This window comes from Antarctobacter jejuensis, assembly GCF_052266595.1.
GTDB classification, from domain to species: Bacteria; Pseudomonadota; Alphaproteobacteria; order Rhodobacterales; family Rhodobacteraceae; genus Antarctobacter; species Antarctobacter jejuensis.
The window spans coordinates 100,505-123,796 of the sequence record NZ_JBQQXJ010000003.1 but is presented as its reverse complement, the minus strand read 5'-3'; the positions used below and the strand labels follow the sequence as shown (position 1 = coordinate 123,796).

Annotated in this window: 20 protein-coding genes and 1 tRNA gene; 9 read left to right on the top strand and 12 right to left on the bottom strand. The window is 65.2% G+C overall.

The annotated features are described in order from the left end of the window. Positions 1 to 137 precede the first annotated feature (137 nt). Positions 138 to 1,451 (top strand): DUF8689 domain-containing protein, encoded by a 1,314-nt coding sequence (locus tag ACTXGA_RS05540; protein WP_443392144.1) that lies wholly within the window; start codon positions 138 to 140, stop codon positions 1,449 to 1,451. A 36-nt stretch (positions 1,452 to 1,487) separates the two neighbouring features. Here the strand turns inward: ACTXGA_RS05540 and ACTXGA_RS05535 are convergent, their stop codons facing one another. Beyond that, positions 1,488 to 2,504 carry an alpha/beta hydrolase family protein gene (locus ACTXGA_RS05535; RefSeq protein ID WP_443392143.1) on the bottom strand — a complete coding sequence of 339 codons (1,017 nt, stop codon included), beginning with the start codon at positions 2,502 to 2,504 and terminating at the stop codon, positions 1,488 to 1,490. A gap of 134 nt (positions 2,505 to 2,638) precedes the next feature. Between ACTXGA_RS05535 and ACTXGA_RS05530 the strand changes: the two genes are divergently transcribed. Both ACTXGA_RS05530 and ACTXGA_RS05525 read left to right on the top strand, forming a co-directional pair. After that, positions 2,639 to 3,640 carry a helix-turn-helix domain-containing protein gene (locus tag ACTXGA_RS05530; protein WP_443392142.1) on the top strand — a complete coding sequence of 334 codons (1,002 nt, stop codon included), beginning with the start codon at positions 2,639 to 2,641 and terminating at the stop codon, positions 3,638 to 3,640. Between the two features lie 100 nt (positions 3,641 to 3,740). After that, positions 3,741 to 3,817, top strand: a tRNA-Met gene (locus tag ACTXGA_RS05525). Between the two features lie 114 nt (positions 3,818 to 3,931). Here ACTXGA_RS05525 and ACTXGA_RS05520 read toward each other — a convergent pair. The 5 genes from ACTXGA_RS05520 to ACTXGA_RS05500 form a co-directional block, all read right to left on the bottom strand. Then, on the bottom strand, positions 3,932 to 4,429 hold the full coding sequence (locus tag ACTXGA_RS05520) for a pseudoazurin (RefSeq protein WP_443392141.1): 498 nt from the start codon (positions 4,427 to 4,429) through the stop codon (positions 3,932 to 3,934). Positions 4,430 to 4,561: 132 nt separating this feature from the next. Next, positions 4,562 to 5,602, bottom strand: a complete 1,041-nt coding sequence (locus ACTXGA_RS05515) for a lipocalin-like domain-containing protein (RefSeq protein ID WP_443392140.1) — start codon at positions 5,600 to 5,602, stop codon at positions 4,562 to 4,564. Then, a complete protein-coding gene (locus tag ACTXGA_RS05510) occupies positions 5,592 to 7,991 on the bottom strand; it encodes an FtsX-like permease family protein (protein WP_443392139.1) in 2,400 nt (799 codons plus the stop codon). The genes ACTXGA_RS05515 and ACTXGA_RS05510 overlap by 11 nt, the downstream gene beginning before the upstream one ends. Beyond that, positions 7,988 to 8,644: an ABC transporter ATP-binding protein gene (locus ACTXGA_RS05505; RefSeq protein ID WP_443392138.1), complete on the bottom strand. Its 657-nt coding sequence runs from the start codon at positions 8,642 to 8,644 to the stop codon at positions 7,988 to 7,990. Before ACTXGA_RS05505 ends, ACTXGA_RS05510 begins: the two co-directional genes overlap by 4 nt. A 142-nt stretch (positions 8,645 to 8,786) precedes the next feature. Then, on the bottom strand, positions 8,787 to 10,157 hold the full coding sequence (locus ACTXGA_RS05500; RefSeq protein WP_443392137.1) for an aspartate aminotransferase family protein: 1,371 nt from the start codon (positions 10,155 to 10,157) through the stop codon (positions 8,787 to 8,789). A gap of 375 nt (positions 10,158 to 10,532) precedes the next feature. Here ACTXGA_RS05500 and ACTXGA_RS05495 point away from each other — a divergent pair, with 375 nt between their 5' ends. The 4 genes from ACTXGA_RS05495 to ACTXGA_RS05480 all read left to right on the top strand — a co-directional run bounded on the left by ACTXGA_RS05495 (position 10,533) and on the right by ACTXGA_RS05480 (position 14,151). Continuing rightward, a complete protein-coding gene (locus ACTXGA_RS05495) occupies positions 10,533 to 11,075 on the top strand; it encodes a hypothetical protein (RefSeq protein ID WP_443392136.1) in 543 nt (180 codons plus the stop codon). A 408-nt stretch (positions 11,076 to 11,483) separates the two neighbouring features. Next, positions 11,484 to 12,668: a M24 family metallopeptidase gene (locus tag ACTXGA_RS05490; protein WP_443392135.1), complete on the top strand. Its 1,185-nt coding sequence runs from the start codon at positions 11,484 to 11,486 to the stop codon at positions 12,666 to 12,668. A 1-nt stretch (position 12,669) separates the two neighbouring features. Beyond that, entirely contained in the window at positions 12,670 to 13,824 is a 1,155-nt protein-coding gene (argE, locus tag ACTXGA_RS05485; RefSeq protein WP_443392134.1) for an acetylornithine deacetylase, read from the top strand. A gap of 126 nt (positions 13,825 to 13,950) precedes the next feature. Continuing rightward, positions 13,951 to 14,151 carry a hypothetical protein gene (locus tag ACTXGA_RS05480; RefSeq protein ID WP_443392133.1) on the top strand — a complete coding sequence of 67 codons (201 nt, stop codon included), beginning with the start codon at positions 13,951 to 13,953 and terminating at the stop codon, positions 14,149 to 14,151. On the opposite strand, the gene ACTXGA_RS05475 is transcribed toward ACTXGA_RS05480, so the two are convergent. Next, positions 14,148 to 15,659, bottom strand: a complete 1,512-nt coding sequence (locus ACTXGA_RS05475) for a winged helix-turn-helix domain-containing protein (RefSeq protein WP_443392132.1) — start codon at positions 15,657 to 15,659, stop codon at positions 14,148 to 14,150. The genes ACTXGA_RS05480 and ACTXGA_RS05475 overlap by 4 nt on opposite strands. A gap of 259 nt (positions 15,660 to 15,918) precedes the next feature. On the opposite strand from ACTXGA_RS05475, the gene ACTXGA_RS05470 reads away from it, so the two are divergent. Beyond that, positions 15,919 to 16,950: an L-idonate 5-dehydrogenase gene (locus ACTXGA_RS05470; RefSeq protein ID WP_443392131.1), complete on the top strand. Its 1,032-nt coding sequence runs from the start codon at positions 15,919 to 15,921 to the stop codon at positions 16,948 to 16,950. 93 nt (positions 16,951 to 17,043) lie between these two features. Here ACTXGA_RS05470 and ACTXGA_RS05465 read toward each other — a convergent pair whose 3' ends face one another. Continuing rightward, positions 17,044 to 17,946, bottom strand: coding sequence for a LysR family transcriptional regulator (locus ACTXGA_RS05465; RefSeq protein ID WP_443392130.1), 903 nt, complete (start codon positions 17,944 to 17,946; stop codon positions 17,044 to 17,046). A gap of 135 nt (positions 17,947 to 18,081) precedes the next feature. Here ACTXGA_RS05465 and ACTXGA_RS05460 point away from each other — a divergent pair, with 135 nt between their 5' ends. Continuing rightward, positions 18,082 to 19,077 (top strand): GNAT family N-acetyltransferase, encoded by a 996-nt coding sequence (locus ACTXGA_RS05460; RefSeq protein ID WP_443392129.1) that lies wholly within the window; start codon positions 18,082 to 18,084, stop codon positions 19,075 to 19,077. A gap of 14 nt (positions 19,078 to 19,091) precedes the next feature. Here ACTXGA_RS05460 and ACTXGA_RS05455 read toward each other — a convergent pair whose 3' ends face one another. Genes ACTXGA_RS05455 through ACTXGA_RS05440 form a run of 4 tightly spaced genes read right to left on the bottom strand, consistent with a single transcriptional unit; the run spans position 19,092 to position 23,059 of the window. Further along, complete coding sequence (locus tag ACTXGA_RS05455; protein ID WP_443392128.1) at positions 19,092 to 19,829, bottom strand: SDR family oxidoreductase; 738 nt, start codon at positions 19,827 to 19,829, stop codon at positions 19,092 to 19,094. Next, on the bottom strand, positions 19,826 to 21,148 hold the full coding sequence (locus ACTXGA_RS05450; RefSeq protein WP_443392127.1) for an FAD-binding oxidoreductase: 1,323 nt from the start codon (positions 21,146 to 21,148) through the stop codon (positions 19,826 to 19,828). The genes ACTXGA_RS05455 and ACTXGA_RS05450 overlap by 4 nt, the downstream gene beginning before the upstream one ends. Beyond that, a complete protein-coding gene (locus ACTXGA_RS05445) occupies positions 21,145 to 21,567 on the bottom strand; it encodes a GtrA family protein (RefSeq protein WP_443392126.1) in 423 nt (140 codons plus the stop codon). Before ACTXGA_RS05445 ends, ACTXGA_RS05450 begins: the two co-directional genes overlap by 4 nt. 1 nt (position 21,568) lies before the next feature. Further along, positions 21,569 to 23,059 carry a UbiA family prenyltransferase gene (locus ACTXGA_RS05440; protein WP_443392125.1) on the bottom strand — a complete coding sequence of 497 codons (1,491 nt, stop codon included), beginning with the start codon at positions 23,057 to 23,059 and terminating at the stop codon, positions 21,569 to 21,571. Positions 23,060 to 23,292: the final 233 nt, after the last annotated feature.

Here is a 23,292-nt window from a genome sequence, read left to right as displayed (position 1 = left end):
CAGACTTGGCCGGGATCCGGGATTTCGGCGACAGGGCCCTTGCGGCTCTGAGGTCCGCGTCTTTCCCAACCCGCTCCCACATCCTGCCACATTCCCCTGTCACCTTGGCCGCAAAAGCAGTTGAGGGCAGTTCAGACATGAACATGGAAACCGGCACCGTCGTGGCACCGCCGCCGCCGAAGCGCATCGAAGAAATGCAGCTTCCCCTGGTGATGATGCGCGACATCATCCTCAAGACGATGTTCCGCAAGAACACCAACCAGGTCACGGAACTGGCCCGCACAGTCTGCCTTCCGGTCCCTGTGACCCAGGAAATCATCGACATGTGCCGCAGTCAGGGCCTGATGGAGGCGATGGGCACCCTCGGCGCCGCCGGAGAGACCGTGAACGAAATGCCCTATCAGCTGACCGACAGCGGCAAGGCCCGCGCGCTGGATGCGCTGGCGCAGTCGGAATATTTCGGCGCCATGCCGGTCCCGCTCGATGTCTACCGGGAACAGGTCAAACGCCAGTCGATCCGCAACATCCAGATTTCGCGCGAACAACTGACCGGCGCCATGGGCCACCTCGTCCTGCCGGACGACCTGATTTCCAACCTCGGCCCGGCTGTGTCCGCCGGTCGCTCCATCCTGATGTACGGGCCCCCGGGCAACGGCAAATCCTCGATTTCCAACGGCATCCGCGATGCCATGGGCGACAAGATCTACGTCCCGCGCGCCATCGAATATTCCGGTCAGGTCATCACCGTTTATGACCCCATCGTGCATTCCAAGGCCGAAGGCGACGTCGAGAACCCGCTCAGCCTGCGCCGCACCACGCGGTTCGACCGGCGCTACGTGATGTGCCAGCGGCCCACGGTAATCACCGGCGGTGAACTCTCGCTGGACATGCTGGACCTTGTCTACAACCCCACCGCGCGCACCTATCAGGCGCCCCTGCAGCTAAAATCCACCGGCGGCATCTTCATCGTGGACGACCTTGGCCGTCAGGCCGAACCGCCTCAGAAACTGGTCAACCGCTGGATCGTTCCGCTGGAGGAATCAAAGGACATCCTTGCGCTGCAGTCGGGTGAAAAATTCGAGGTCCCCTTCGACACGCTGGTGATCTTCTCGACCAACTTCCACCCGAACGAGATCTTCGACAAAGCGGCCCTGCGCCGTATCTTTTTCAAGATCAAGATCGACGGACCGAACCAGCAGAACTTCCTCAAGATCTTCTCGCTGGTCGCCCGCAAGAAAAAGATGCAGTTGGACGAGGCTGCGCTGGTCCACCTGCTCAAGAACAAATACCCGACCATCGACAACATCTACGCCAACTATCAGCCGATCTTCCTGATCGACCAGATGATCGCGATCTGCGATTTCGAAGGCATCCCCTACCGCATGACCCCGGAACTGATCGACCGCGCCTGGGGCAACATGTTCGTCAAAGACGAAAAGATCGTGAAATGACGGATGGGGGCGCCATAGGGCGCCCCCCCTGTTTGGTCACTCCAGCCCCATGAAACCGGCCACGGCCTGCAATATCTGCGCGTGAACGGCCCCACGGTCCGTGCCCTCCGGATCGGTACAGATCGGATCGTCCTGTTCTTCTTCCAGAATTGCGGCTGCCATGGGCTTGCACTCGGGCAGCGCCGTGAAATGGATGGCCGGGGCCAACTCGACATACTGTGCCTGCGGCAGCCGCGCGGCGAAATCGCTGCCCTCCGGTCCCATATCCGACGCCCCCAGTCGCCTATCCTTGCCAAGGTTGATCAACAGGGTCGGCAGGTCCAGCGCCTGCACGCTGTCCTGCGTCGCGACAAAGGTAAAGGCCGGATCAATCACCATGGCCCCCGTCACGCGCGGGTCGCGGGCGTCGGCTGAAAACCCCTCTGGCAGGTTGCGGAAATCGACGCCGCCCTTGTCGAAAAACGCGCAATCGGACCGCGCGGTGTCCGCCTCGCAATAGGGCGCATAGGCCCCCGCATCAAAGCGCAGCCCGGCCAATCCCAGCGCCGTCGCGCCACCCAGTGAAAACCCCAGAGAATAGATCCGGTCCGGGTCGACCGCGCCCGCGAACTCCGGCTCTGCCAGGAACTGGTCCAGCGCCGCGCTCAGATCCAATGCCCTCTCATCCAGCCGAACGGAGCGCCGCGGTGAGCTGTCGCCGCTGGTGCTGCCGGGGTGGTTCACCGTCAGCACGATGGCGCCCCGCTCTGCCAGTCCGGCCAGCAGCCACGCCATGTTGTCCATGCTGCCGCCCGACCCGTGAGAGAACAGCACCAAGGGATGCCGCCCTTCGCCAAAGCGCGGGCCCATGAACACCCGCACGCCTTTGAAAATCGGGTTGTCGCCGATGCGGGTCATGTAGGTCGGATTGGCTGCGGGATAGTAAAAACTCGCCTCCAGCGGGCGGGCACGGTGCGCGGCCTGAACGTCCATCCGGTCGAAACCGGGCAGCAGCGGCTGCGCCTGCGCCAGCCCGCCAAGGGCGATCAGGGCGGCGGTCATAAGGTGTTTCATCTTGTCTCTCCAAAGAGCGGTTGCGATGCCGCCACCCTCGGGAAATCTTGCCGCGCGCGCGTCCTTTATCCGGTTTTCGGACGTTCCGAACCGGTTTAAGGACGTCCTCGAACCGACCGACAGTTGGGACCCCCATGATCGCCCTGCCCCTGCCGCTGATCTTTGCCTGTCTGATCCTCTTTCTTTTGGCCCAGTCGTTGCGTCAGGGCGGCATGGGGCGCGAGGTGACAGCCCTGCTGGCCCTCTGCGCATGGCAGAGCCTTGCGATCTCCTTGGTGCATTTCTACGGACTGCGCTGGCTGTCTCCGCTGCTGCCGCTGGTGGCCTGCGCGCTGCCGCCGCTGGCCTGGCTGGCCTTTCGCGCCGCCCTGTTCGACAGGGTGACGCTGGCGCAGGCCGCGCCGCACGCTCTGGCGCCCGCGTTTGGCCTGTTCTGCCTTGTTGCCGTCCCGGCGGCCCTGGATGTCACGGTGCCGCTGCTGTTTTTCGGCTATGGAGGGGCCATTCTTTGGGCCTTGCGCGCGGACAATCCGCTTCCCCGCGCGCGGCTGGATGCGGGGCCCTGGCCCGCCCGGATCTGGAAAGGGCTGGCCGCCGCGCTGATCCTGTCAGCCATCGGCGATGTGGTCATCTCCATGGCCTTTCTCTATGGCCACCCTAGGGTACATGGGGTGGTGGTCAGCCTTGTCTCCTCGCTGTCTCTGCTGATGGTCGCCGTGCTGGCCCTGACGCGCGATGGCAGACCCCCGGCAGAGGCCGAGCCGCCGCTGAGCGTGCCTGAGGAAACCGTCGACGCCGACGACACCCACCTGCTGGCGAGACTGGATCAGTTGATGGCGGCGGATCAGTTGTTTCTGGAACCCGAATTGACGCTGGCCCGTCTGGCGCGCCGCCTGCAGGTGCCGGCCAAGCAATTGTCTGCGGCGATCAACCGGCAAACCGGCGAAAACGTCTCACGTCATGTAAACGGCTACCGGATTCGCCACGCCTGTGACCTGCTGTCCGGCGGCATGCCCGTAACGGACGCGATCTATGCCAGCGGCTTCAACACCAAGTCCAATTTCAACCGTGAATTCCTGCGTGTCACCGGCCAGTCACCCTCGGCATGGCGCGCGGAAAGCGCTGCGACGACCTGACAGCAAGAGAACCCCCGCCGACCCAACCCTTGCCTGCGCTTTTTGGCGAAATCGGGCTTGACGCCAGCCCCCGCCTTCCGTATCCGACCACCCACTGAATGGCGCGGTAGCTCAGTTGGTTAGAGCGAACGACTCATAATCGTTAGGTCGGGGGTTCGAGTCCCCCCCACGCCACCAGTCTTCCCTTTCTCGAAAAACGACCGCACCCAGGGGCACGCATTGCCCCCTGCGCACGTGCCCTTGGCCCACTGTGATGCATGCTCACCCAATGTGAGCAGCTCCGCACCGGCATCACGCCGACAGGTCCATCCCCTCGACCTCGGCCCAGATGTCGCCCCAGACGGCCTTGGCCTTGCCGCGGTGCCCGACGGCTTTCGCGGCCTCCAGGTTGTCCATCATGCCCGCGCCCTTGACGATGATCAGTCCCACCATCCCGGCGGCGTAATGCGGCGTGCACTGGTAACCGTAAAATCCCGGCTGCTCCAGCGTGACGGCGACCTCCTCGTTGATCTTGCCACCCCATTCCACGGCGCCATCCGGCAACATGCCCTCGGTCGCGGCAGAGTTATGCCCTTTGTCCGCCGCCACGAAACGCACGGTGTCGCCCGGCTCCGCCACCAGCACGCGGGGCAGAAAGACCTGCCGCAACCGCTTGTTTTCCGGGTGGGCGTTCAGCATCTGCACGTCATGGGTCGCCGCCGCCAGAACGGCCCGCGGCAGGGCCAGGGCCAGCGCGGCAGAGGCCGCCGCAGTAACGAACAGGGCGCGGCGGGTGATGAAATGATCCAAGGTGTCCTCCGTCGGAATTAGGGCTTGTCCGCCCTCAGAATGGGCCGGACAGGCGCGGGGTCAAGGTGGGGCACTTCCGCGCGGCTTGTCCAGCGGCGCATCGGGCCATCGGCTGAAATCCCCTGCCCGGCCTCACTCGTAGCCGGTCATTTCCAGATAGCCGCGCCCGGTGTGACTGCCCGTGATCCGCACCGGCCCCTCCCAGTAGGAAATCGCCAGATCCATCCACGCGGCATCATTCACCGCCTGAACCGTCACATCCACGCCGCGTTCCGGCAGCCGCACCTGCCAGCGCACCGGCATTTGCCGGCCGGCCACCAGAACCCGGTCCAGCGGTTCGGCGGCAAAGTCCCCGTCGCCATAGGCCGTCACCGCGCCATCCGCCCCGATCCAGGTGGCGGAGGTATAGCCCTCCCCGCCCTCCTCGCGCAGCCGGAATCCCATCAGCTTGTCCCCCGTGTCGAAGGCCAGCGAAAACCAGTCCCATCCCGATTGGCTCTCCGCCAGCGGCTGAGAGGACCACTCCCGGTCCAGCCAGGCCGAGCCGCTGACCGGCACCTCGCCCTCGGGCAGGGTCAGCACCCCTTCGATCCGGTAAAAGGGCTGCGAGTAATAATAACTCGCCTGCCCCTGCGCGGATTTCACCGAATAGCCGTCCCGCCCGTGAAAGACCAAGGGCCCTTCCGTCTGCAGCGCCATGTCATAGCGAAACTCTGCCCCGCTGGCGCGCAGGGTCAGCGCATCGAAGGTCTCGCCCGCCATCTGCCAATCGTCGATCCATGCCTCGAACGGCGCCGCCCGCACCCCCGCCTGCCCGATCCCGCCGCGGGCAAAGCGTTCGGCGGCATAATGCGCCTCTGGCGTGGTCACTGCGGCATGGCCAAACCACACCTGCGGAGAGGTCCAGCCCGCCCGCTCTTCCGGCGCTAGGGCGGACCGGAACAGCGTCCATTGCAACCCGTAATCCCGCCCCTCCGGCCCTTTCAGGTTGGCGGTCAGATACCACCACTCGATGCGATAGTCCGGATGCGGGCCGTGATCGGCGGGAAAATCGAACACCGGGTCGGGCTGCGGTACGGCAAAGCCATCCGCCTCTGTCCCCAGCCCGGCAAACCCCTGCGCCAGCGCCGCAAAGGGCCAGAGCATCAGGAAAATCAACACCCTAACGTTCATTGGCAAAGACCTTCAGCAAATGGCTCGGCGGGGTGCGCGCCAGTTTCCGCGCGGGCCAAAGCGCGGCTAGACCGGCCGCGATCAGCGTCCACGCCCCCAGTTGCGCATATTGCCATGGAAACAGGTACATCGGCAGCCGCCAGCCAAACGCCTCGACATTCACCACCGCCAGCAGGACCCAGGCCAGCGCCAGCCCAAGCGGCAGCGCCAGCACCGCCGTCAACGCCGCCAGAACCAGCGCCCGCACCAGTTCCGCCCGCGCCAGCGCGCCGCGCGTCAGCCCCATCGCCCAGACCGGCGCCAATTGCGGCAGGCGGATCGCGGCCAGCGTCAAGAGGCTCATCAGGATGGCAAATCCCGCCACGGCCAGCGTCAGCACGTTCAGCGCTGCGGTCACGGAAAAGGTCCGCTCGAACACCTGCAGGGAAAACGCCTTCAGCGCGTGCTGGTCAATCACGGCGGTTTCGGGCAGGCCAAAGCGTGCGCCCAGATCCGCCCGCAGATCCGCCGCCGACAGGCCGATCACCGCCAGTTGGCGCGGCGCCTCGTCGGGGAAGGCCGCGCTGAATCGCGCCTCGGACACCACCGCCTGACCAATCGGATTGCCGTAATCGCCGTAAATCCCCGCCAGCGGCAGGCTCAGCCCGGGCCCAAGCGGCAGGTCATCGCCCAGCCCCACACCCGCGCGCCGCGCCAGCTGTTCGTTCACGATCACCGCCTCGCCGCTGGCGACCCGGTCCCACAAACCACGCTCCGCCTGCAGGAATGTCCAGTGCTCGGCATAGCCGGTCCCCGCCCGGATCCCCAGAACCTCTGCCGGCACGCCCTGAACCCGCGTATCCACCGACAGCAAAGGCAGGACCACCGCGCCGCGCCCCTGCAGATAGGCGTCCATCTCGGCAAACTTTGCCGCATCGAAGCCGCGCACATAACTCTCGGCGAACAGCTTCTGATCAAGGAAATCGACAAAGGTCAGGCGAAAGCTCGACACCATGGTCGAGACTCCCACATTCGCCGCCATCGCCAAGAGCAGCGCCATCAGCGCAAGGCTGAGGCCCGGCAATTGCTGCCGCGTGTCGGCCCAGAACCAGCCGGTCAGCGCGCCCTTGGCCCGCGACTGACCCAGCGCCAGAACCGCGCCCAACAGCAGGGGCAACAGCAGCGCCGCGCCCAGCAGCAGACAGCCCAGCATGACGAAACTGGCGATCAGGCCAAGATCCAGCAGGGTCAGGACAAGGGCCGCCGCCAGCAACACCAGCGCCAGCGCCGCCTGCCCCCACCGGCCCCGCCCGGATGTCACGGCCCAGGCGCGGGGCCGCGCGCTGGCAAGGATCGGCATCCGCGCGATCTTCCACAGTGCCCCGGCCCCGGCCAGCCCGGCACCGATCACCGCGATCCCGAGGCCAGACACCCACCAGACCGGGCGCAGTTGCAGCCCGCCTGCCACCTGCGCACCGTACAACCCCTCCAGCGTCGCCGCCACGCCGGGCAGCAACAGCGCCGCCACGGCATAGCCCAACAGCACGCCCAGCACCCCGGCCAAGAGCGACAGCGCCATCAGTTCCAGCGCCATCAGCACCACCAGACGGCGCAGCGGCACGCCCAGCGTGCGCAGGGTCCGCACCATGCCGCGCCGCTGTTCAAAGACCAGCCCGATGGTGCCATGCACGATGAAAATGCCAACCGCGAAACTCAGCAGGCCAAAGGCCGTCAGGTTGAGGTGAAAACTGTCCGTCAACTGCCCCACGTCGCTCGATCCCTGCGCGGCCACGCGGCTCAGACCCGGCGCGATCTCCTCCAGCGGCGGCACCCCAAGCGGTTGCTGCGGCACCACGATCAGCCGGGTCAGCCGCCCGGCCCGGTCCAGTAGGCGCTGCGCCACACCCACATCCGTGACCACCGTATCGGGGGCAAGGTTCGGGTCCACGATCACCTTTTGCGTCACCTGCCCCTGCAGGCGCGCCGCCACCTCTGCATTGGCAAACAGCACGCCGTCGGACAAAAACGCGCTCAGGTCCAGATCATCCGCCGTCGCCACCGGGCTCAGGTTGCCGGGCGTGGTCAGCGGGTCCAGCCCGACGATGCGCACCGCCCCATCCGGCAGGCGCAACCGTCCCTCAACGACGGGTGACACCTGCCAGCCCGCCCGCCGCAGCGAGATGTAAACCTCCTGCGGTAAACTTTCGCCTGCACGAGGGATCAACTGATCGAACCGCCCTTCGCCCAGCGTCTGCGCCGCCGCGTCATAGCTGGCCCGCGCCTCTGCATTGATCGCCTGCACGCCCGACCACAGCCCCGTGGCCAGCGCCAGTCCCGCCAGAAAGGTGAACAATTGCAGGGGATTGCGCCACCAGTGCGACAGCAGCGCCTGCAGGCAGGCGCGCGTCATGCCAGCCGCCCGGCGCTGAGATGCAATTGCCGGTCCATCCGTGCCGCCACCGCCGCCGAATGGGTCACGACCATCAGCGCCGCCCCGGTTTCCGCCACCAGCGACAGCATCTCGTCCAGCACATCCGCCGCCGTCGCCTCGTCCAGATTGCCGGTCGGCTCATCCGCCAGGATCAGACGCGGCCGCGCCGCCAAGGTACGCGCGATCGCCACCCGCTGCTGCTGTCCACCGGACAGTTGCTCGGGGTATTTCGCCCCCTGCGCCTCCAGCCCCAGCCTGGCCATCAGTGCCGAGGTACGCGCCGCATCCTCGCGGCCCGACAGCCGCGCCTGAAACCGGATGTTGTCCAGCACCGTCAGCGAGGGGATCAGGTTGAACTGCTGAAAGATCACGCCGACTTCGCTGCGCCGCAGGGCCGCGCGCTCAGCCTCTCCCAGTCCGGAAATCTCTTGCCCGTTCAGGTGGATGCTGCCCGCGTCCACGCTGTCCAGCCCGCCGACCAGATGCAAAAGGGTGCTCTTGCCGGAACCGGACTCCCCCTGCAGGGACAGCGTCTGCCCCTGATCCAGCGTCAGGTCGACGCCCGCCAGAACGGGCACCGGCCCGTCCACGCCGGGATAGGATTTCCTCACACCCTTAACATCTAGCAACATGCCACCGTCCTTCGCTTCGGCTCACATAGGCCTCTGACGGCAATAGCAAAGCCCGCCGCCCCGCAACAGACAGCGCTTTCGCAGACAAAAAAAAGCGCGCCCGTGGCACCCACGGACGCGCCCCATCACCACTGGCGTTGCGTCAGCCCAGCACTTCGGCCACGGCCTCGGCGGTCTTGCCCGCGACCTCATCCGCCTCTGCCGTGGTCAGGCAGAACGGCGGCGCAAAGCCAAGGATGTCGCCCTGCGGCATGGCCCGCCCGATCACGCCCCGCTTCAGCAGCGCCGCCGCAACGCTGGGCCCCACCTTCTTGGACGGATCGAAATACGTCCGGCTGTCGCGATCGGCGACGAATTCCACCGCCGCCATCATGCCCGCACCGCGCACCTCGCCGACGTGGGCATGATCGCCCAGCGCCTGCGTCAGGGCCTGATTGAAATAGGTCCCCACCTCACCCGCATTCTGCACCAGGTTCAGCGCGTCCAGCAGCTTGAGGTTGGCAACCCCCGCCGCCGCCCCGATGGGATGCGCCGAATAGGTCCAGCCGTGGCCGATGGGGCCGTTTTCATCGGTCCCCTGCTCCAGCACCTTCCACATGCGGTCCCCCACGATGGACCCGGACAAGGGCGCATAGGCCGAGGTCAGACCCTTGGCGATGGTGATCAGGTCCGGCTTCAGCCCGTAGTGGTCAGAGCCCATCATCGTGCCCAAACGGCCAAAGCCGGTGACCACCTCATCGGCGATCAGCAGGATGTCATGCTTGGTCAGCACCGCCTGAATCGCCTCCCAATAGCCCGGCGGCGGCGGCACGATGCCCCCCGTGCCCAAAACTGGCTCTCCGATGAAGGCGGCGATGGTATCCGCCCCCTCGCGTTCGATCAGCGCCTCCAGCTCAGCGGCGCAATGGGCGGTGAACTGCTCCGGCGTCTGGTTCAGGTCATCGCGGCGATAGTAATAGGGCGCTTTGGTGTGGAGCACCTGCGCCAGCGGCAGATCGAACTTCTTGTGGAACAGCTCCAGCCCGGTCAGCGAGCCGGTCATCAGGCCCGACCCGTGATAACCCCGCCACCGAGAGATGATCTTCTTCTTTTCAGGACGGCCAAGGATGTTGTTGTAGTACCAGACCAGCTTGATGTTGGTCTCATTCGCGTCCGAGCCGCTGAGGCCGAAATAGACCTTGGACATGCCCGCGGGCGCACGGTCCAGCACCATCTTGGCCAGCGTGATGCTGGCCTCGGTACCGTGGCCGACATAGGCGTGGTAATAGGCCAGTTCCTTCGCCTGCTCGGCAATCGCCTCGGAGATTTCGGGACGGCCATAGCCCACGTTCACGCAATAGAGCCCGGCAAAGGCGTCCAGCAGGCGGGTGCCGTCACGGTCCTCGATATGACAGCCCTTGCCGCCCGTCACCACGCGGTTCGGCAGGTTCCCCCGCGCGAATTCGGCCAGATGGGTCGACGGGTGGAAAAAGTTTTCGCGGTCCCACTGGTCCAGTTGATCGTTTCTCAGCATCACAGGCTCCTCTTGCGCGGCGGCGCGCCGCTGTCTGACGAATAAAGGAAGCCCCGTGTCGCACGCATCGGGCGCCAGAGGCTCCTCGCTCCCCTGCAGCAGCGCGCAATGCCTTTATTGCGGGGGATGCTGCATGGCTAACCGATTTTGCGGGGCGTTTCCAGCGGGTCGGCCAGGTGTTCCCGAAACCGGGCAAAAGACCAGGATCGCCGAAGCAGAACAGCCTCCGCGCAAAGGTCAAAAGACAGGCGGCTTGCCTCAACAGCATGAAATACGGTAGGATTTACTAGGCGTGATGTACGCCTGCGGTGTCGACACGGCACCCTTTGAGGCAGCGATCCCAGGGAATCGAGCATTTTTCCGAAGGGAACGATCATGATGCTACAATTTAAACGAACAGTACTTTCTGCAGCCATTGCCGCAGGTTTTCTCTCTGCGCCCGTCCATGCCGCTTCGGTCAATTGGGGGGGATTGGGCGGCCCGAACGAGTTTACAACCGCCTCGATCAGTTTCACCGGGTTTGAGGCTGACACCTTGGTGAATATCACGAGCCAAGGGTATTATTTTACCAACAACGGAGCCGGGTTCCCGGTCACTTTTGAACTCGAAATCCTGCTCGACGGCATCTGGACCAACATCTTCACGGATTTGACCACCGGAACCAGCTATATGAGCGCGGTTCCCTCTCAATCCTTCGCCTACGGCACGGTCACAGGGGTGCGGGCAACCGGGTCGGGGCAGGTTCCCGGCGACCCCACCATGCGAAATTGGGCACTTGGGGGAAGTTTTACGCCGACAATATTCCATTTCGAAGCGCGGAATCCGCCATCCCCGGTGCCACTTCCCGCAGGCTTGCCGCTCTTTCTGGCCAGTCTGGGCATTCTGGGATTTGCCTCGCGTCGCCGACACAATTGGTAACAGGCCCCGCGGGGACGCACGTCACATCTCGGGCCTTGTCAAGAGAACCGGCAGACGGCGCAGGGCCTGAACACGCGTGTAAAGCTGACAGGCGCCAATCAGGCGGCAGGTATCTTTCGCGCGCTTGAACCCTTGGTTTACCGTGGTCAAAAAGCTGCGCCTTCAGGGCCGGATGACCGTCGCTTTGCCTGCCTTCTCGGATAACAAACGCGCGGTCAGCGCCGTGTCCGGCGCGAATTCCGTCATGGCTCCCTCGCCCGGTCGCTTTCGGCGCATCCTGCGTCGGTCCACCTGCTGCACAATGACCAATCGCCACCTACCACTGCAAGCTGTCAGGCAGGGTTTTTCCTTGCAGTTCCTGCGTTTCGCCAAATCATGACGGGACGGACCATGTGAGAGGCACAGATCATGACAGCCCCCAACCTGCCCTTCTCCCAAGGGGAATACGACCGCCGCCTGCGCCTTGTCGAAAAGCGCATGGAAACGCTGGGACTGGACGCGCTGTTTGTCGAGGATCCGTCCAACATGGCATGGCTCACCGGCTATGACGGCTGGTCCTTCTACGTGCATCAGGGCGTGCTTGTCATTCCCGGTGAGGCGCCGCTGTGGTGGGGCCGCGCGATGGACGGCTACGGCGCGCTGCGCACGGTCTGGATGCCCCCCGAACGCATCCTTGGCTACGCCGACGATTTCGTGCAGGCCACCGACCGCCACCCGATGCAGGATCTGGCCAGCCACATCCGCGCCCGCGGGCTGGACACCGCCCGGATCGGGGTCGAGATGGAAAACTACTATTACTCGGCCAAGGCGCATATGACCCTGCTCGCCGAACTGCCCGACGCGGAACTGGTCGACGCCACCGCGCTGGTGAACTGGCAGCGTGCGATCAAATCCGATGAGGAAATCACCTTTATCCGCCGCGCCGCCCGCATCTCGGAAAAGCTGGTCGATGGCATCCTCGAACGGGTCGAACCCGGCCTACCGAAGAATGAGCTGGTGGCGGAAATCTACGCCGACGCGATCCGCGGCGCGGACGGCCACTGGGGCGATTACGCCGCCATCGTCCCGCTGCTGCCCTCCGGCCTCGATGCCTCTGCCGCGCATCTGACATGGGACGGTCGCCCCTTCGCCAAGGGAGAGGCGACCTTCTTCGAACTCGCCGGCTGTTACCGCCGCTATCACGCGCCTTTCTGCCGGACCGTCTTCCTTGGCAAACCACCCCAGGACATGCTGGACGCGGAAAAGGCGCTGGTCGAAGGGCTGGAAATGGGGCTGCAGGCGGCCCGCGCCGGCAACACCGCCGGGGACATCGCCCGCGCGCTCTATGAGGCGCTGGCCAAGGGCGGCATCCGCCGCACCGGGCGCTGCGGCTATCCCATCGGCCTCAGCTATCCGCCCGACTGGGGCGAACGCACCATTTCCATCCGCACCAGCGACGAAACCGTGCTAAAACCGGGCATGACCTTCCACTTCATGCCCGGTCTCTGGATGGAGGATTGGGGGTTGGAAATCACCGAATCCATCCTGATCAAGGAGGAAGGCCCGGCGGAATGCCTCTGCGACCGCCCGCGCAAGCTCTTCGTGAAGGACTGACATGGACCTGCTCTACCGCACAGAGGGCCTGCTGGGCGATTTGATCGGCTTTCCCACCGTGTCCGCCGACAGCAACCTCGACCTGATCGGCTGGGCCTCCAACTATCTCAAAGGGCTGGGCGCGATCTGCGACGTCTCGCTGGACGAAAGCGGGACAAAGGCCAATCTCTTCGCCACCTTCGGGCCAGAGGGTGACGGCGGGCTGGTCCTGTCCGGCCATTCCGACGTGGTCCCGGTCGAGGACCAAGAGTGGACCTCCGACCCCTTTGTGATGGAAGACCGCGAAGGGCGGCTCTATGGGCGCGGTGCCTGTGACATGAAGGGGTTCATCGCCTGCGTGCTGGCCGTGGCCCCGCAAATCGCGGAATGGCGGCTGACACGGCCGGTCCACATCGCCCTCACCTATGATGAGGAAACCGGCTGTTTCGGGGCCCGCGCCCTTGTCGAAGAGCTGCGTGCCCGCTCCCTCTCCCCGGCCACCGCCATCCTTGGGGAGCCGACCATGATGCGCGTCATCAACGGGCATAAGGGCTGCTACGAATACACCACCCATATCACCGGATGCGCGGGCCACGGGTCCGCCCCCGATCAGGGCGTCAACGCCGCCGTCTGCGCCACGCGCTACGCCGGTCGGCTGATGGAACTGGAAGCAGACCTGCGCAGCCGCGCCCCGGACGGCAGCCCGTTTACCCCGCCCTGGACCACGCTGAACATTGGCCGCATTCAATCCGGTCACGCCCATAACGTCATCCCCGACCACGCGGAAATCGACTGGGAAATGCGCCCCGTGCAACGGTCCGACGCCGATCACGTCCTGACACAGATCGACCGTTTTGCCGACAGCCTGCTGCCCGCCATGCGCGCCGTCCATGCCGAGGCCACGATCACCCGCGAGGTCATCGCCGAAACCCAAGGTCTGGACCCGGTCAAGGACAGCGAGGCGGCCCGCATCGTCTCTGCCCTCACCGGCGCCAACGGGCTGGACGTGGTCGCTTTTGGCACAGAGGCCGGGCTGTTTCAGTCGCTGGGCATGGATTGCGTGGTCTGCGGCCCCGGCTCCATCGCACAGGCACACAAACCCGACGAATACGTCAGCCGTGATCAGCTGGCCGCCTGCCTGGCCATGCTGCAAGGTCTGGAAAAGCACCTGACTTGAACGGCTTGACCGCCGGTTTCCCGATTTTCGGAACGGCTTAAGATCGTTTAAGACCCGCTTCAGGACCGCACAGCCCCCTGCGTGACAGGATCACTTCACCGATCCAGTCAAACGCAGGAGCAGACAATGGCCTTCCTTCAGATCCAGACCCGCACACCCCTCGCCGCCCGGTCCCCCCTTGCGGGCCTTGCCGGACTGATCCGCGCCATCCTGACCCGCCAAACCACCCGCCAATCCACCCGCCCACGCAAATCGCCCGAACAGATCCTCGCCGCCCAGACCCGCCGCGCCGAGGCCCGCGCCGCCGTCGACCGCCTGCTGCGCTAAGGCGGAAAGCCGTTGCCCTCCAGCGCGGCGGCAATCGCCTCGATGTAGGTGGAATTGTCCTGTGGCCGGTTCTTGCGAAAATTGGAAATCGTCGTGTCCGGTGCCTTGCGCCGCAGGATCTCTGCCATCCGGGCCGACTCTTCTTTGCGGCCCAGCGCCCAGTAGATCCCCATCAGACCCAGATGAATGGTCGCAAACTCGGGGTATTCGCTCAACGCCTGTTCGTACTGCGCCGCCGCATCGTCAATCTTGCCCATCTGGAACAACGCATTGCCGATGCCCGCCGTAATGACCCCGATATCCGGATGCAGCGGGCTGATCCGGCGGGCCCGGCGCAGTTCCGCAATCGCCGCCTCGTTTTCGCTGAGATAGTTGTGAACCCAGCCCAGCAGCATCGCCACCGTGGCTGAATTGGGGTTCAGCACCTTGGCCCGCTGCAACGCCGTCAACCCGCGCCGCGTCTCGCCGCCCACATAGGCGATGTAATGCCCGCAATAGGCCAGTGCCAGCGGGTCTTCGGGGTTGGCTTCCAGCACCTCATGCGCCAGCGGCAGCGCGGCCCGCGCCTGCTCAAACGTCCACCAGCGTGTCGCCACCGCCCCGGTATGGGCGTAACAAATAAGTGCCTTGGCCTGCAAATACTCCGGGTCCAGCGCCAGCGCCTGCCGCAGCAGGTCCAGCCCTTCGATCAGGCTGTCCAGCGTGTTCTGCCGATAGACCAGTGGCGCGGCGCGCAGGCATAGATCATAGGCGGCAAGGCTCTCGGTCGGCTTGGCCTGTGCCCGCGCGGCCTCGGCCCAGATCAGCCGCGGTTCCAGCGCGGCGGCGACATGTTCCGCCACGCGGTCTTGCAACTCGAATATCTCGCTGGCCAACCCGTCAAAGCGGTCACGCCACAACGTATGCCCGGTTTCCGCCTCGACCAATTGAGTAAAGATGCGCATCTGGTCGCCCGCCTGCTGGATGCTGCCCTCCAGCACATAGCGCACGCCCAGTTCCCGCCCGACCTCTGACAGGTCGATACTGCGCCCCTTGTAGTTGAAACTCGACGTGCTGGAGATCACGAAAAAGCCCGACACCCGCGACAGCGCCATGATGACCTCGTTCACGATGCCATCGACAAGGTAGTCGCGGTCCTCCGATCCCGTCAGATTGGCAAAGGGCAGCACCGCCAGCGATGGAATATCGGGCACCGGCAGTGTCTTGACCGGCTCGGGGGTGGCTTCGTCGGTTCCGCTGTCCGGAACGATGTAGCGGTATCCGATCCCCGGCACCGTCTTGATCGTTTCACGGCCCAGCGCCTTGCGCAGCCCGGCGATCTGCACGGTCAGGTTGCTTTCCTCCACCATCAGCCCCGCCCAGACCGCGTCCAGCAGTTCGGCCTTGGACACCACCCTGTCGGCGTGTTCGACCAGATGCGCCAGCACGTCAAAGGCCCGCGCGCCCAGCGCGATCTCCTCTCCGTCCAGCAGGACGACCCGCTGATCGTGCAGAATGTTCAGTGTCACCGGATTAACCGCCTTTGTCCGGGCCTGTCCCGGCTGGAGTTCCGGATGACTATGGGTCAACACCGGCCGGTCTCGCAAGCCTGTGCCGAGGCCCCTTTTGTGGCGACAAAGGTTAAGAGGCCGTAAAATCGCCCCTGTAAGCCCTTGATTCTGCATTCCCCCTAAGCTGTCCACGCGTGGACACCCCCCTCCACGCCCCCTCGACAATGCCCCGTCTCGGCCCCATCATGGCCCCCAAATTCGCGGCAGGAGACCCAACATGAAAACCATCGTGGCCCATGGCCCGCTTGACCTCAGGATCGAAGACCGCGACATGCCTACCCCCGGCCCCGGACAGGCCCTGATCCGGATCGAAACCGGCGGCGTCTGCGGCTCTGACCTGCATTATTATCAGCACGGCGGCTTTGGCACGGTCCGCCTGAAAGAGCCGATGATCCTCGGCCACGAGGTCTCTGGCCGGGTCGAGGCGCTTGGCCCCGATGTGACCGGTCTGACCAAGGGCAGCCTCGTCGCCGTCTCCCCCTCGCGCCCCTGCCATGCCTGCCGCTTTTGCCACGCCGGCCAGCCCAACCACTGCCTCAACATGCGCTTCTATGGCTCGGCCATGCCCTTCCCCCACATTCAGGGGGCCTTCCGCGAATACCTCGTGGCCGACGCCGCCCAATGCGCCCCCGCCGACGGCCTGACCGCCGGAGAGGCCGCGATGGCAGAGCCTTTGTCGGTGCTGATCCACGCCGCCCGCCGCGCTGGCGATCTGTTCGGCAAACGTGTGCTGGTGACAGGCTGCGGGCCGATCGGGATCCTCGGCGTTCTGGTGGCCCGCGCAGCGGGCGCGGCAGAAATCGTGGCCACCGACATGACCGCCTTCACGCTTGGGATGGCAGCAAAGGTCGGGGCGGATGAGACGATCAATGTGCGGGACAATCCCGAGGGGCTGGCCCCTTGGCATGCCGACAAGGGTCGTTTCGATGTGCTGTTTGAATGCTCTGGCGCGGCCGCGGCCATCGCCGGGGCGGTGCCGGCCATGCGGCCCGGGGGCCTGTTGATGCAGCTGGGGCTGGGCGGCGACATGACCCTGCCGGTGCAGGCGATCACGGCGAAGGAGCTGGAGCTGCGCGGGTCATTCCGGTTTCATGATGAGTTTTTCACCGCCGTCGAGATGATGCAATCGGGGCGGATCGATGTGAAGCCGCTGATCACCCAGACGGTCCCGCTGGATCAGGCGGAAGAGGCGTTCCGGCTGGCTTCGGATCGGACGCAGGCGATCAAGGCGCAGATCCGGTTTTCGTGACGGGCGGCCCCCTTGGGAAAAGGGGTGTCCACGCGTGGACAGCTTAGGGGGAATGCAGAATCAAGGGGTTACAGGGGCGAATTTACCCTTCGTTCAGAGTTTCGCCCCCGCCGCGCCCCGGGGTTCGTGATCTTGCCCGAACTCCGACAGCAGCCAATTCGCGATGCGGCGCAGGTGCCGCGCGCTATCCTGATCCTTTGACCATGACAGGAACAGATGCTCGCCGCTGGGGTCCGGCGGGAACCAGATTTCCACCAGCCGTCCGGCGGTCACATCCGCATCGGTCATGATCGTGGGCGCAATCGCCACGCCGTGCCCGTTCGCAGCGGCGTCGAGCGCGAGGGCCGAGCGGTCGAAGTTCAGAGGCGCATGGGTTGGGCGCTGTCCGGTCGCGTCAGCCAACCGCTCCCACCGGCGATGCGCGTCCTGCAGGAGCGGCAAGGTCAGCAGGGTGTCCGGCCCCATCGGCCAGTTGGGGCGGAGAAGGTCGGGACTGCACACCGCAGCAAGACGCAGTTCGGTCAAATGCCGAGAGTGATGCGCGGGGTTCGGATCGGGGGCCGTGCCGGGCCAGATCGCGATTTCGCCCCGTCCCAAGGCGCGGTCCATGATTTGGTCGTGGATTTCCGTGGTGAGCAATATCCCGGGGAACGCAGAGCGGAACCGCTCCATCCGGGGCATGAGCCATTTGGTGGCGAAGGACGGCCCGAGGTGGAGCGTGATCTGGCCGTCCTGCCCCACCACATCCGCCAAGGCGGTGTCGATGATGGCCAACGCCTCATTCATCGCGTCGCGACATCTCTCGCCGGCCGGGGTGAGGGAGACGCCGCGCGCCTGACGCACCATCAGGGGCGTTCCGAGATCCAGTTCGAGTTGTTTGATGCGCTGGGACACCGCCCCCCGCGACAGGTTCAGCGTCTCGGCGGCGCGCTGGAGGTTGCCGTGTTTCGCGACGGTGGCGAAGACCCGCAGTGCGTTAAGGTTCACATGTCTCATTCCGGGCCCCGCCGTCAGGTTTTCTAACGGCTCGCGCAGATTTCCTGATTTGTCAAATTCCTGCGCGGGTCCGAAGATCACCCCGTCACCAACAGCCCGTTCAACTGCCCTATAAACAGCCTTTGAGAGTGTCCAATGCCGCCGGTCATCCGCCCCGCCTCTATCGACGACGTTCCCGCCATGGTCGATCTGCTTCTTGCCGATGCGGCAGAGCGGCATCTCAAGGACCCCGTTCTTTGGGCCTTGGCCGAGGACGCTGCCGCCCGGGTGGAAAAGGCCGTGATCTTTGCCTTGACCGCAGAGGCGCAGCCTTTCCGTCAATTCTGGCAGGTTGCCGAGGCGGACGGGGCCATCACGGGTGTTGTGCATTCCATGTCGCTGCCCGTGCCGCCGATCTATGCGGGCACGTTCGGAGAGCCGGGGCTGATCCTGCCGGATTCCTTTACCTCACCGGACGCGCCAGCGGGCACGACCGAGGCGTTGGTGAGCGCGGCGGAGGCCATTCTGAAAGAGAATGGCGCGCAAGTCCTGCTGTCCACCTTCGTCACCGGCCCAGACTGGCAAGCAGCCTTTGAGGGGCGGGGGTATGCGCCGCTCACTCTGTATCTGTCGCGTTCGGATATCGGCGATGCAGGCAAGCCGTCAGCCGTTCGCCCGGCCAACGAGGCGGATCTGCCCGGTATCGTGACGCGCAGCGCCGAGCACCGGGCGATCCTGAACCAGATAGATACCTTTTGGGCACCCCACCCGGAGGCGGACACCCGGTTCGAGGCATGGATGCGCCGCAGCCTCACCCTGCCTGACCGGGACATGCTGGTCATCGGCGGCGCGGAGGCGCTTGAGGGCTATGCCATCGCGCAGCCCGCCTCTCGGCTGCACTTTCCCCCCGCCCACGAGATTGCGGGCGTGGGCGTGATCGACGATTTTCATCACAGTGACCTTGCCGACCCCATGACCCTGTCCAACGCGGGCCGGAATGCCACGGGCCTATTGCAGGCCGCCGAAGCCGCCTTTGCCGAGCGGGGCACAGGCGTTGCTTTCGTGGTCTGCCCCGCCGGGTGGCGCTCCAAGGTCGAACTGCTGGAAACGCAGGGCTATGAGACGGCGATGGTCTGGTCGATCAAGCGGTAGGCGGGCGCCTTGCGTCAGAGCTTCAGCTTCTTGAACACGGGTTCCGGGATGTTGCGGATGATCGCCATGATCACACGCCAGACCGGGCGCACGTAGATGATGTTCTTGCGCTTGGTCACCGCCTTCAGCACGGCGGCGCCGACCTCTTGCGGCTCTGCCGTCAGGGGGCCGGGCAGGTCCAGATCCTCTGTCATGGCGGTGTTGACGAAGCCGGGCAGCACCGTGACCACATGCACGCCCTTTTTCGCCAGCCGGTTGCGCAGGCCGGACAGGTAGGCGGTGAACCCGGCCTTGGCCGCGCCGTAGATATAGTTGGTGGCGCGTCCCCGGTCGCCGGCGACCGAACTGATGCCGACAAGGGTGCCGCTGCCGCGTGCCTCGAACCGGTTGGCGAGTGCGGCGAAGATGCTGGCGGGGCCTTCGAAATTGGAGCGCATGATCTCTGCGGCGCGCAGGGGGTCCTGTTCATTTTCCTCCTGAATGCCCATCAGCCCCACGGCGCAGACGGCCACGCCGGGCAGTTCCGGCAGGTGGTCAAGAAAGGCCTCATGCGCGGTCAGATCGAGCGCGTCGAAATCATGCAGGGTGACACTGGCCCCGTGGCGCAGCGACAGATCGGCCTGCGCCTCTGACAGGCGTTCTGCGCCGCGCGCGGCAAGCTGAATGGGATGACCTTCGGCGGCAAAGGCATGGGCGATGGCCAGCCCGATGTCAGAACGCGCGCCAAGGATGAGAACGGGAGGTTTGCTCACAGCGATAGCCTTTGTGATTGGGCCGAAACGAAACGATCCCCCGCCCCGCCCGCGCGCATGGCGGCAAAGTCGGCAACGCGGGGATCGGCGGCGCGCAGGGTTGCGGCGCTCATCCGGCTGTCCTTGGCCAGATAGAACCGCCCGCCGTGATCCAGCGCGATGTGATCCAGACGGTCCAGAAGCGGCAGGGTGGTGGATTTCATCGGAAAGTCGAGCGCCAGCGTATAGCCCGCCATCGGGAAGGAAAAGGCGCTGTCCTGCGGGCCAAAGCGTTTCAGAACCGCAAGGAAGGAGCCCGCCCCGGCGTCAGAGATCGCCTGCAGCAGCAGGGTCAGCCCGGCGCGCGACCTGTCCAGCGGCAGCACGCATTGGAACTGCGCAAACCCGCGTCGCCCGTAGATGCGGTTCCAGTGCTGGATCGCGTCGAGCGGGTAGAAATAGGTGTCCCAGTCGACCAGTTGCGCGCCCTCGTTGCGCGCGCCCGCCCAGTAATACAGCCGGTTGAAGGCGCTGACGCTGTAGTGGTTGAGGGCAAAACCGGGGAAATCCAGCGGCACGCCCAGCTTGCGCTTTTGCCCTGCGTCCAGCGGGGTGCGGGCGCGTTTGGCGTCAAGGTCGCTGACCTGCGCGTGTTCGCCCAGCATGACCAGAGAACGGCCCAGATGCGCGCCTTTGCCAAGGCAGTCGATCCAGGCCACCGAATAGGTCACGTCCTGATTGTCATCGAACAGCGTCATGGCCGCGTCCAGATTGGGCGCGGGATGGGTGACCTGGTTGATCCAGGCGGTGTCCACGGCGCGCAGGCGGATCGCGCAGCGCACGATCACGCCGGTCAGGCCCATGCCGCCGATGGTCCAGCGGAACAGATCGGGGTTTTCGCTGCGCGAGGCGCGGGTGATCTGCCCGTCGGCGCCCATGACGTCGATCCAGTCGACGCATGTGCCAAAGGCGCCGTCCTTGTGGTGGTTCTTGCCATGCACATCGGCGGCGATGGCCCCGCCCAGCGTGATCAGCCGCGTCCCCGGCGTGATCATCGGGAACCAGCCGCGCGGCAGGAAGGCGTCGATCACATCGCCCAGCAGAACACCGGCCTCGGCCTGCAACTGCCCGGTCGCCGGATCGAAGCTCAGCATCCGGTTGAAATGGCGCATGTGGACCGTGGCCCCCGGGCTGACGGAACTGTCACCGTAAGAGCGGCCGTTGCCGCGTGCGATCAGCGGCGTGCCGGATGTCACAAGCGCGCGCAGGGCGGACAGATCACGCGGCGCGGTCAGGTTCGTTTCGACCTGCGGAAAACGGCCCCAGCCTGACAGTTTCATGACACAACCCCCAGCCGGGCATCGGTAAAGACAAAGCGGCGATCCAGCGTGTACTTGATCACGTAGCCGACCATCAGGCCCAGGATGGCCCCGGTTTCGCGCATCGCATCGGTCTGCCAGATCAGCCAGAAGGCGGTTTCGCTGCCCCAGAAGATCACCGTCGTCACCACCCCCATGGCGGTATAGAGCGTGAACCGCTTGCCGTGGGCGCGCAGGCCGGTGGAATCGTCGAAAAAGATCCAGCGCTTGTCGAGCAGATATTTGACCACCAGCCCCACCAGCGTCCCCGCCGCCACCGCCACGGCAAAGACCGCGCCGCCCTCTCCCCATGTCAGCACCAAGCGCTGTGTCGCCAGATTGGCCAGCGTGGCCAGAACCGCGAAGAGCGTGTAGCGCAGGACAAGGACCTGCAGGGTCATGTCACAGCGCCCCCATCGCACCGATGCCGACACAGATCGCAAGGCAGACCTGGCTGACGCGATCGCGGGCGGCAAAGACCACCGGATCGTCATGCATGCCGCCGCGGCTGGCGATCATGACCGTGCGGCTGATCCAGTAGAGCAGAACCGCGCCGATGCCCCAGAGCAGGCTGGGCGTCTTGTAAAGATCCGTCACCTCGGGCGAGTCGACGTAGAGCACGAGGACCAGCACCGACACATAGCCAGAGGCGATGGCGATCATGGTGATGATCGGCAGATCGTCGACGTTATAGCCGCGCCCGCGCGCCTTGAGCGTGCCGCGTTCCTTGCCGTCCACCAGTTCCGCCTGTCGTTTGACGGCCGCCAGCGCGAGGAAGAAGAAAATCGAAAAGGCCAGCAACCAGACCGACAGCGGAATGCCGGTGGCGACCCCGCCCGCCACGATGCGCAGGGTATAGAGGCTGGCCAGCACGCAGATATCCACGATGATCAGCCGTTTCAGGTGCAGCGAATAGGCCGTGGTCAAAATGAAATAGAGGCAGACCACAAGGAAGAAAGGCGGCCCGGCCAGCAGCGACAGCACCGCCCCCGCAAAGAGCAGCGTCGCCGCCATGATCATCCCGTGAGACAGCGGCACCGCGCCCGAGGCGAAGGGCCGGTTGCACTTGCGCGGGTGCGCCCGGTCCGCGTTGAGGTCGAACAGATCGTTCAGCACGTAGACGCTGGAGGCGATGACGCTGAAGGCCACAAAGGCCATCATGGCGTTCAGCACGTTGGACAGTTCAAGGTGGTGCCCGACCAGCACCGGCAAAAAGACCAGCACGTTCTTCAGCCATTGGTGCGGGCGCAGGGCGCGCAGGTAGGGCGTGATGCTGTTGGAAACCGTGGAAAGATGTTCTGCCGAGGGGGCCACTTCTTCCGCCTGCGCGCGCAGGCCGGGAGAGGCATTGACGGTGACGGCGCGGGCCGCGTCGCGCCAGACCGGCAGGTCCGCGCGGGAGTCGCCCATGTAGGTATAGCCGCCCTTGCCGAAGCGCTCGGTCAGAAAGGCGGCTTTTCTCTCGGCCTTCAGGTTGCGGGTTCCATCCGAGCCATGCACCTCGTCGAAAACACCCAGATGGGCGGCAATCGTCTCGGCAACGGCCTGATCGCTGGCGGTGACCAGGGCCGTCCTGCCACCGCGGGCGCGCCAGGCCTCGACATATTCGATCACCTTGCGGTCAAAGGGCAGCGTGGCGACCTCCAGCCGGGCGAGCTTTGCCAGCCGGCGTTTCAACATCGCGCGGCCCTGCGTCAGCGCCGCGGCAGCGATGAAGGCCACCTTCCAGTTGCGTCCGAAGGCGGTCCAGAAGGATTCGTACAGCATGTCGCTGCGCAAGAGGGTGCCATCCAGATCAACCACAAGCACCCCGTCCACGGAACCGGCGCCCTTGGGGACAGGGTTGGCTTGGTGCATGGCACGCTCTCCCAGCGTGGCGTCGAACTCTGTCATCAAACGACCGCTCCGCCTATGCAAAATCACATCCGCGCCACGATAGGTGCAGCGCGGCGAGCCGTCGAGACTGGATTGCCACGGCTGCAATATGTTGTTCGCGCGCAACAATTTCGCCACGACGGTCGGATCGCTGGCCACGCGGCGCGCGGGGCCGTCCGATGAACCGCACCTGATTGTGGCCTCCCTTTCCTCTGGCGGCAAGGATGGTCATAGTCGCCGCAACACACAGC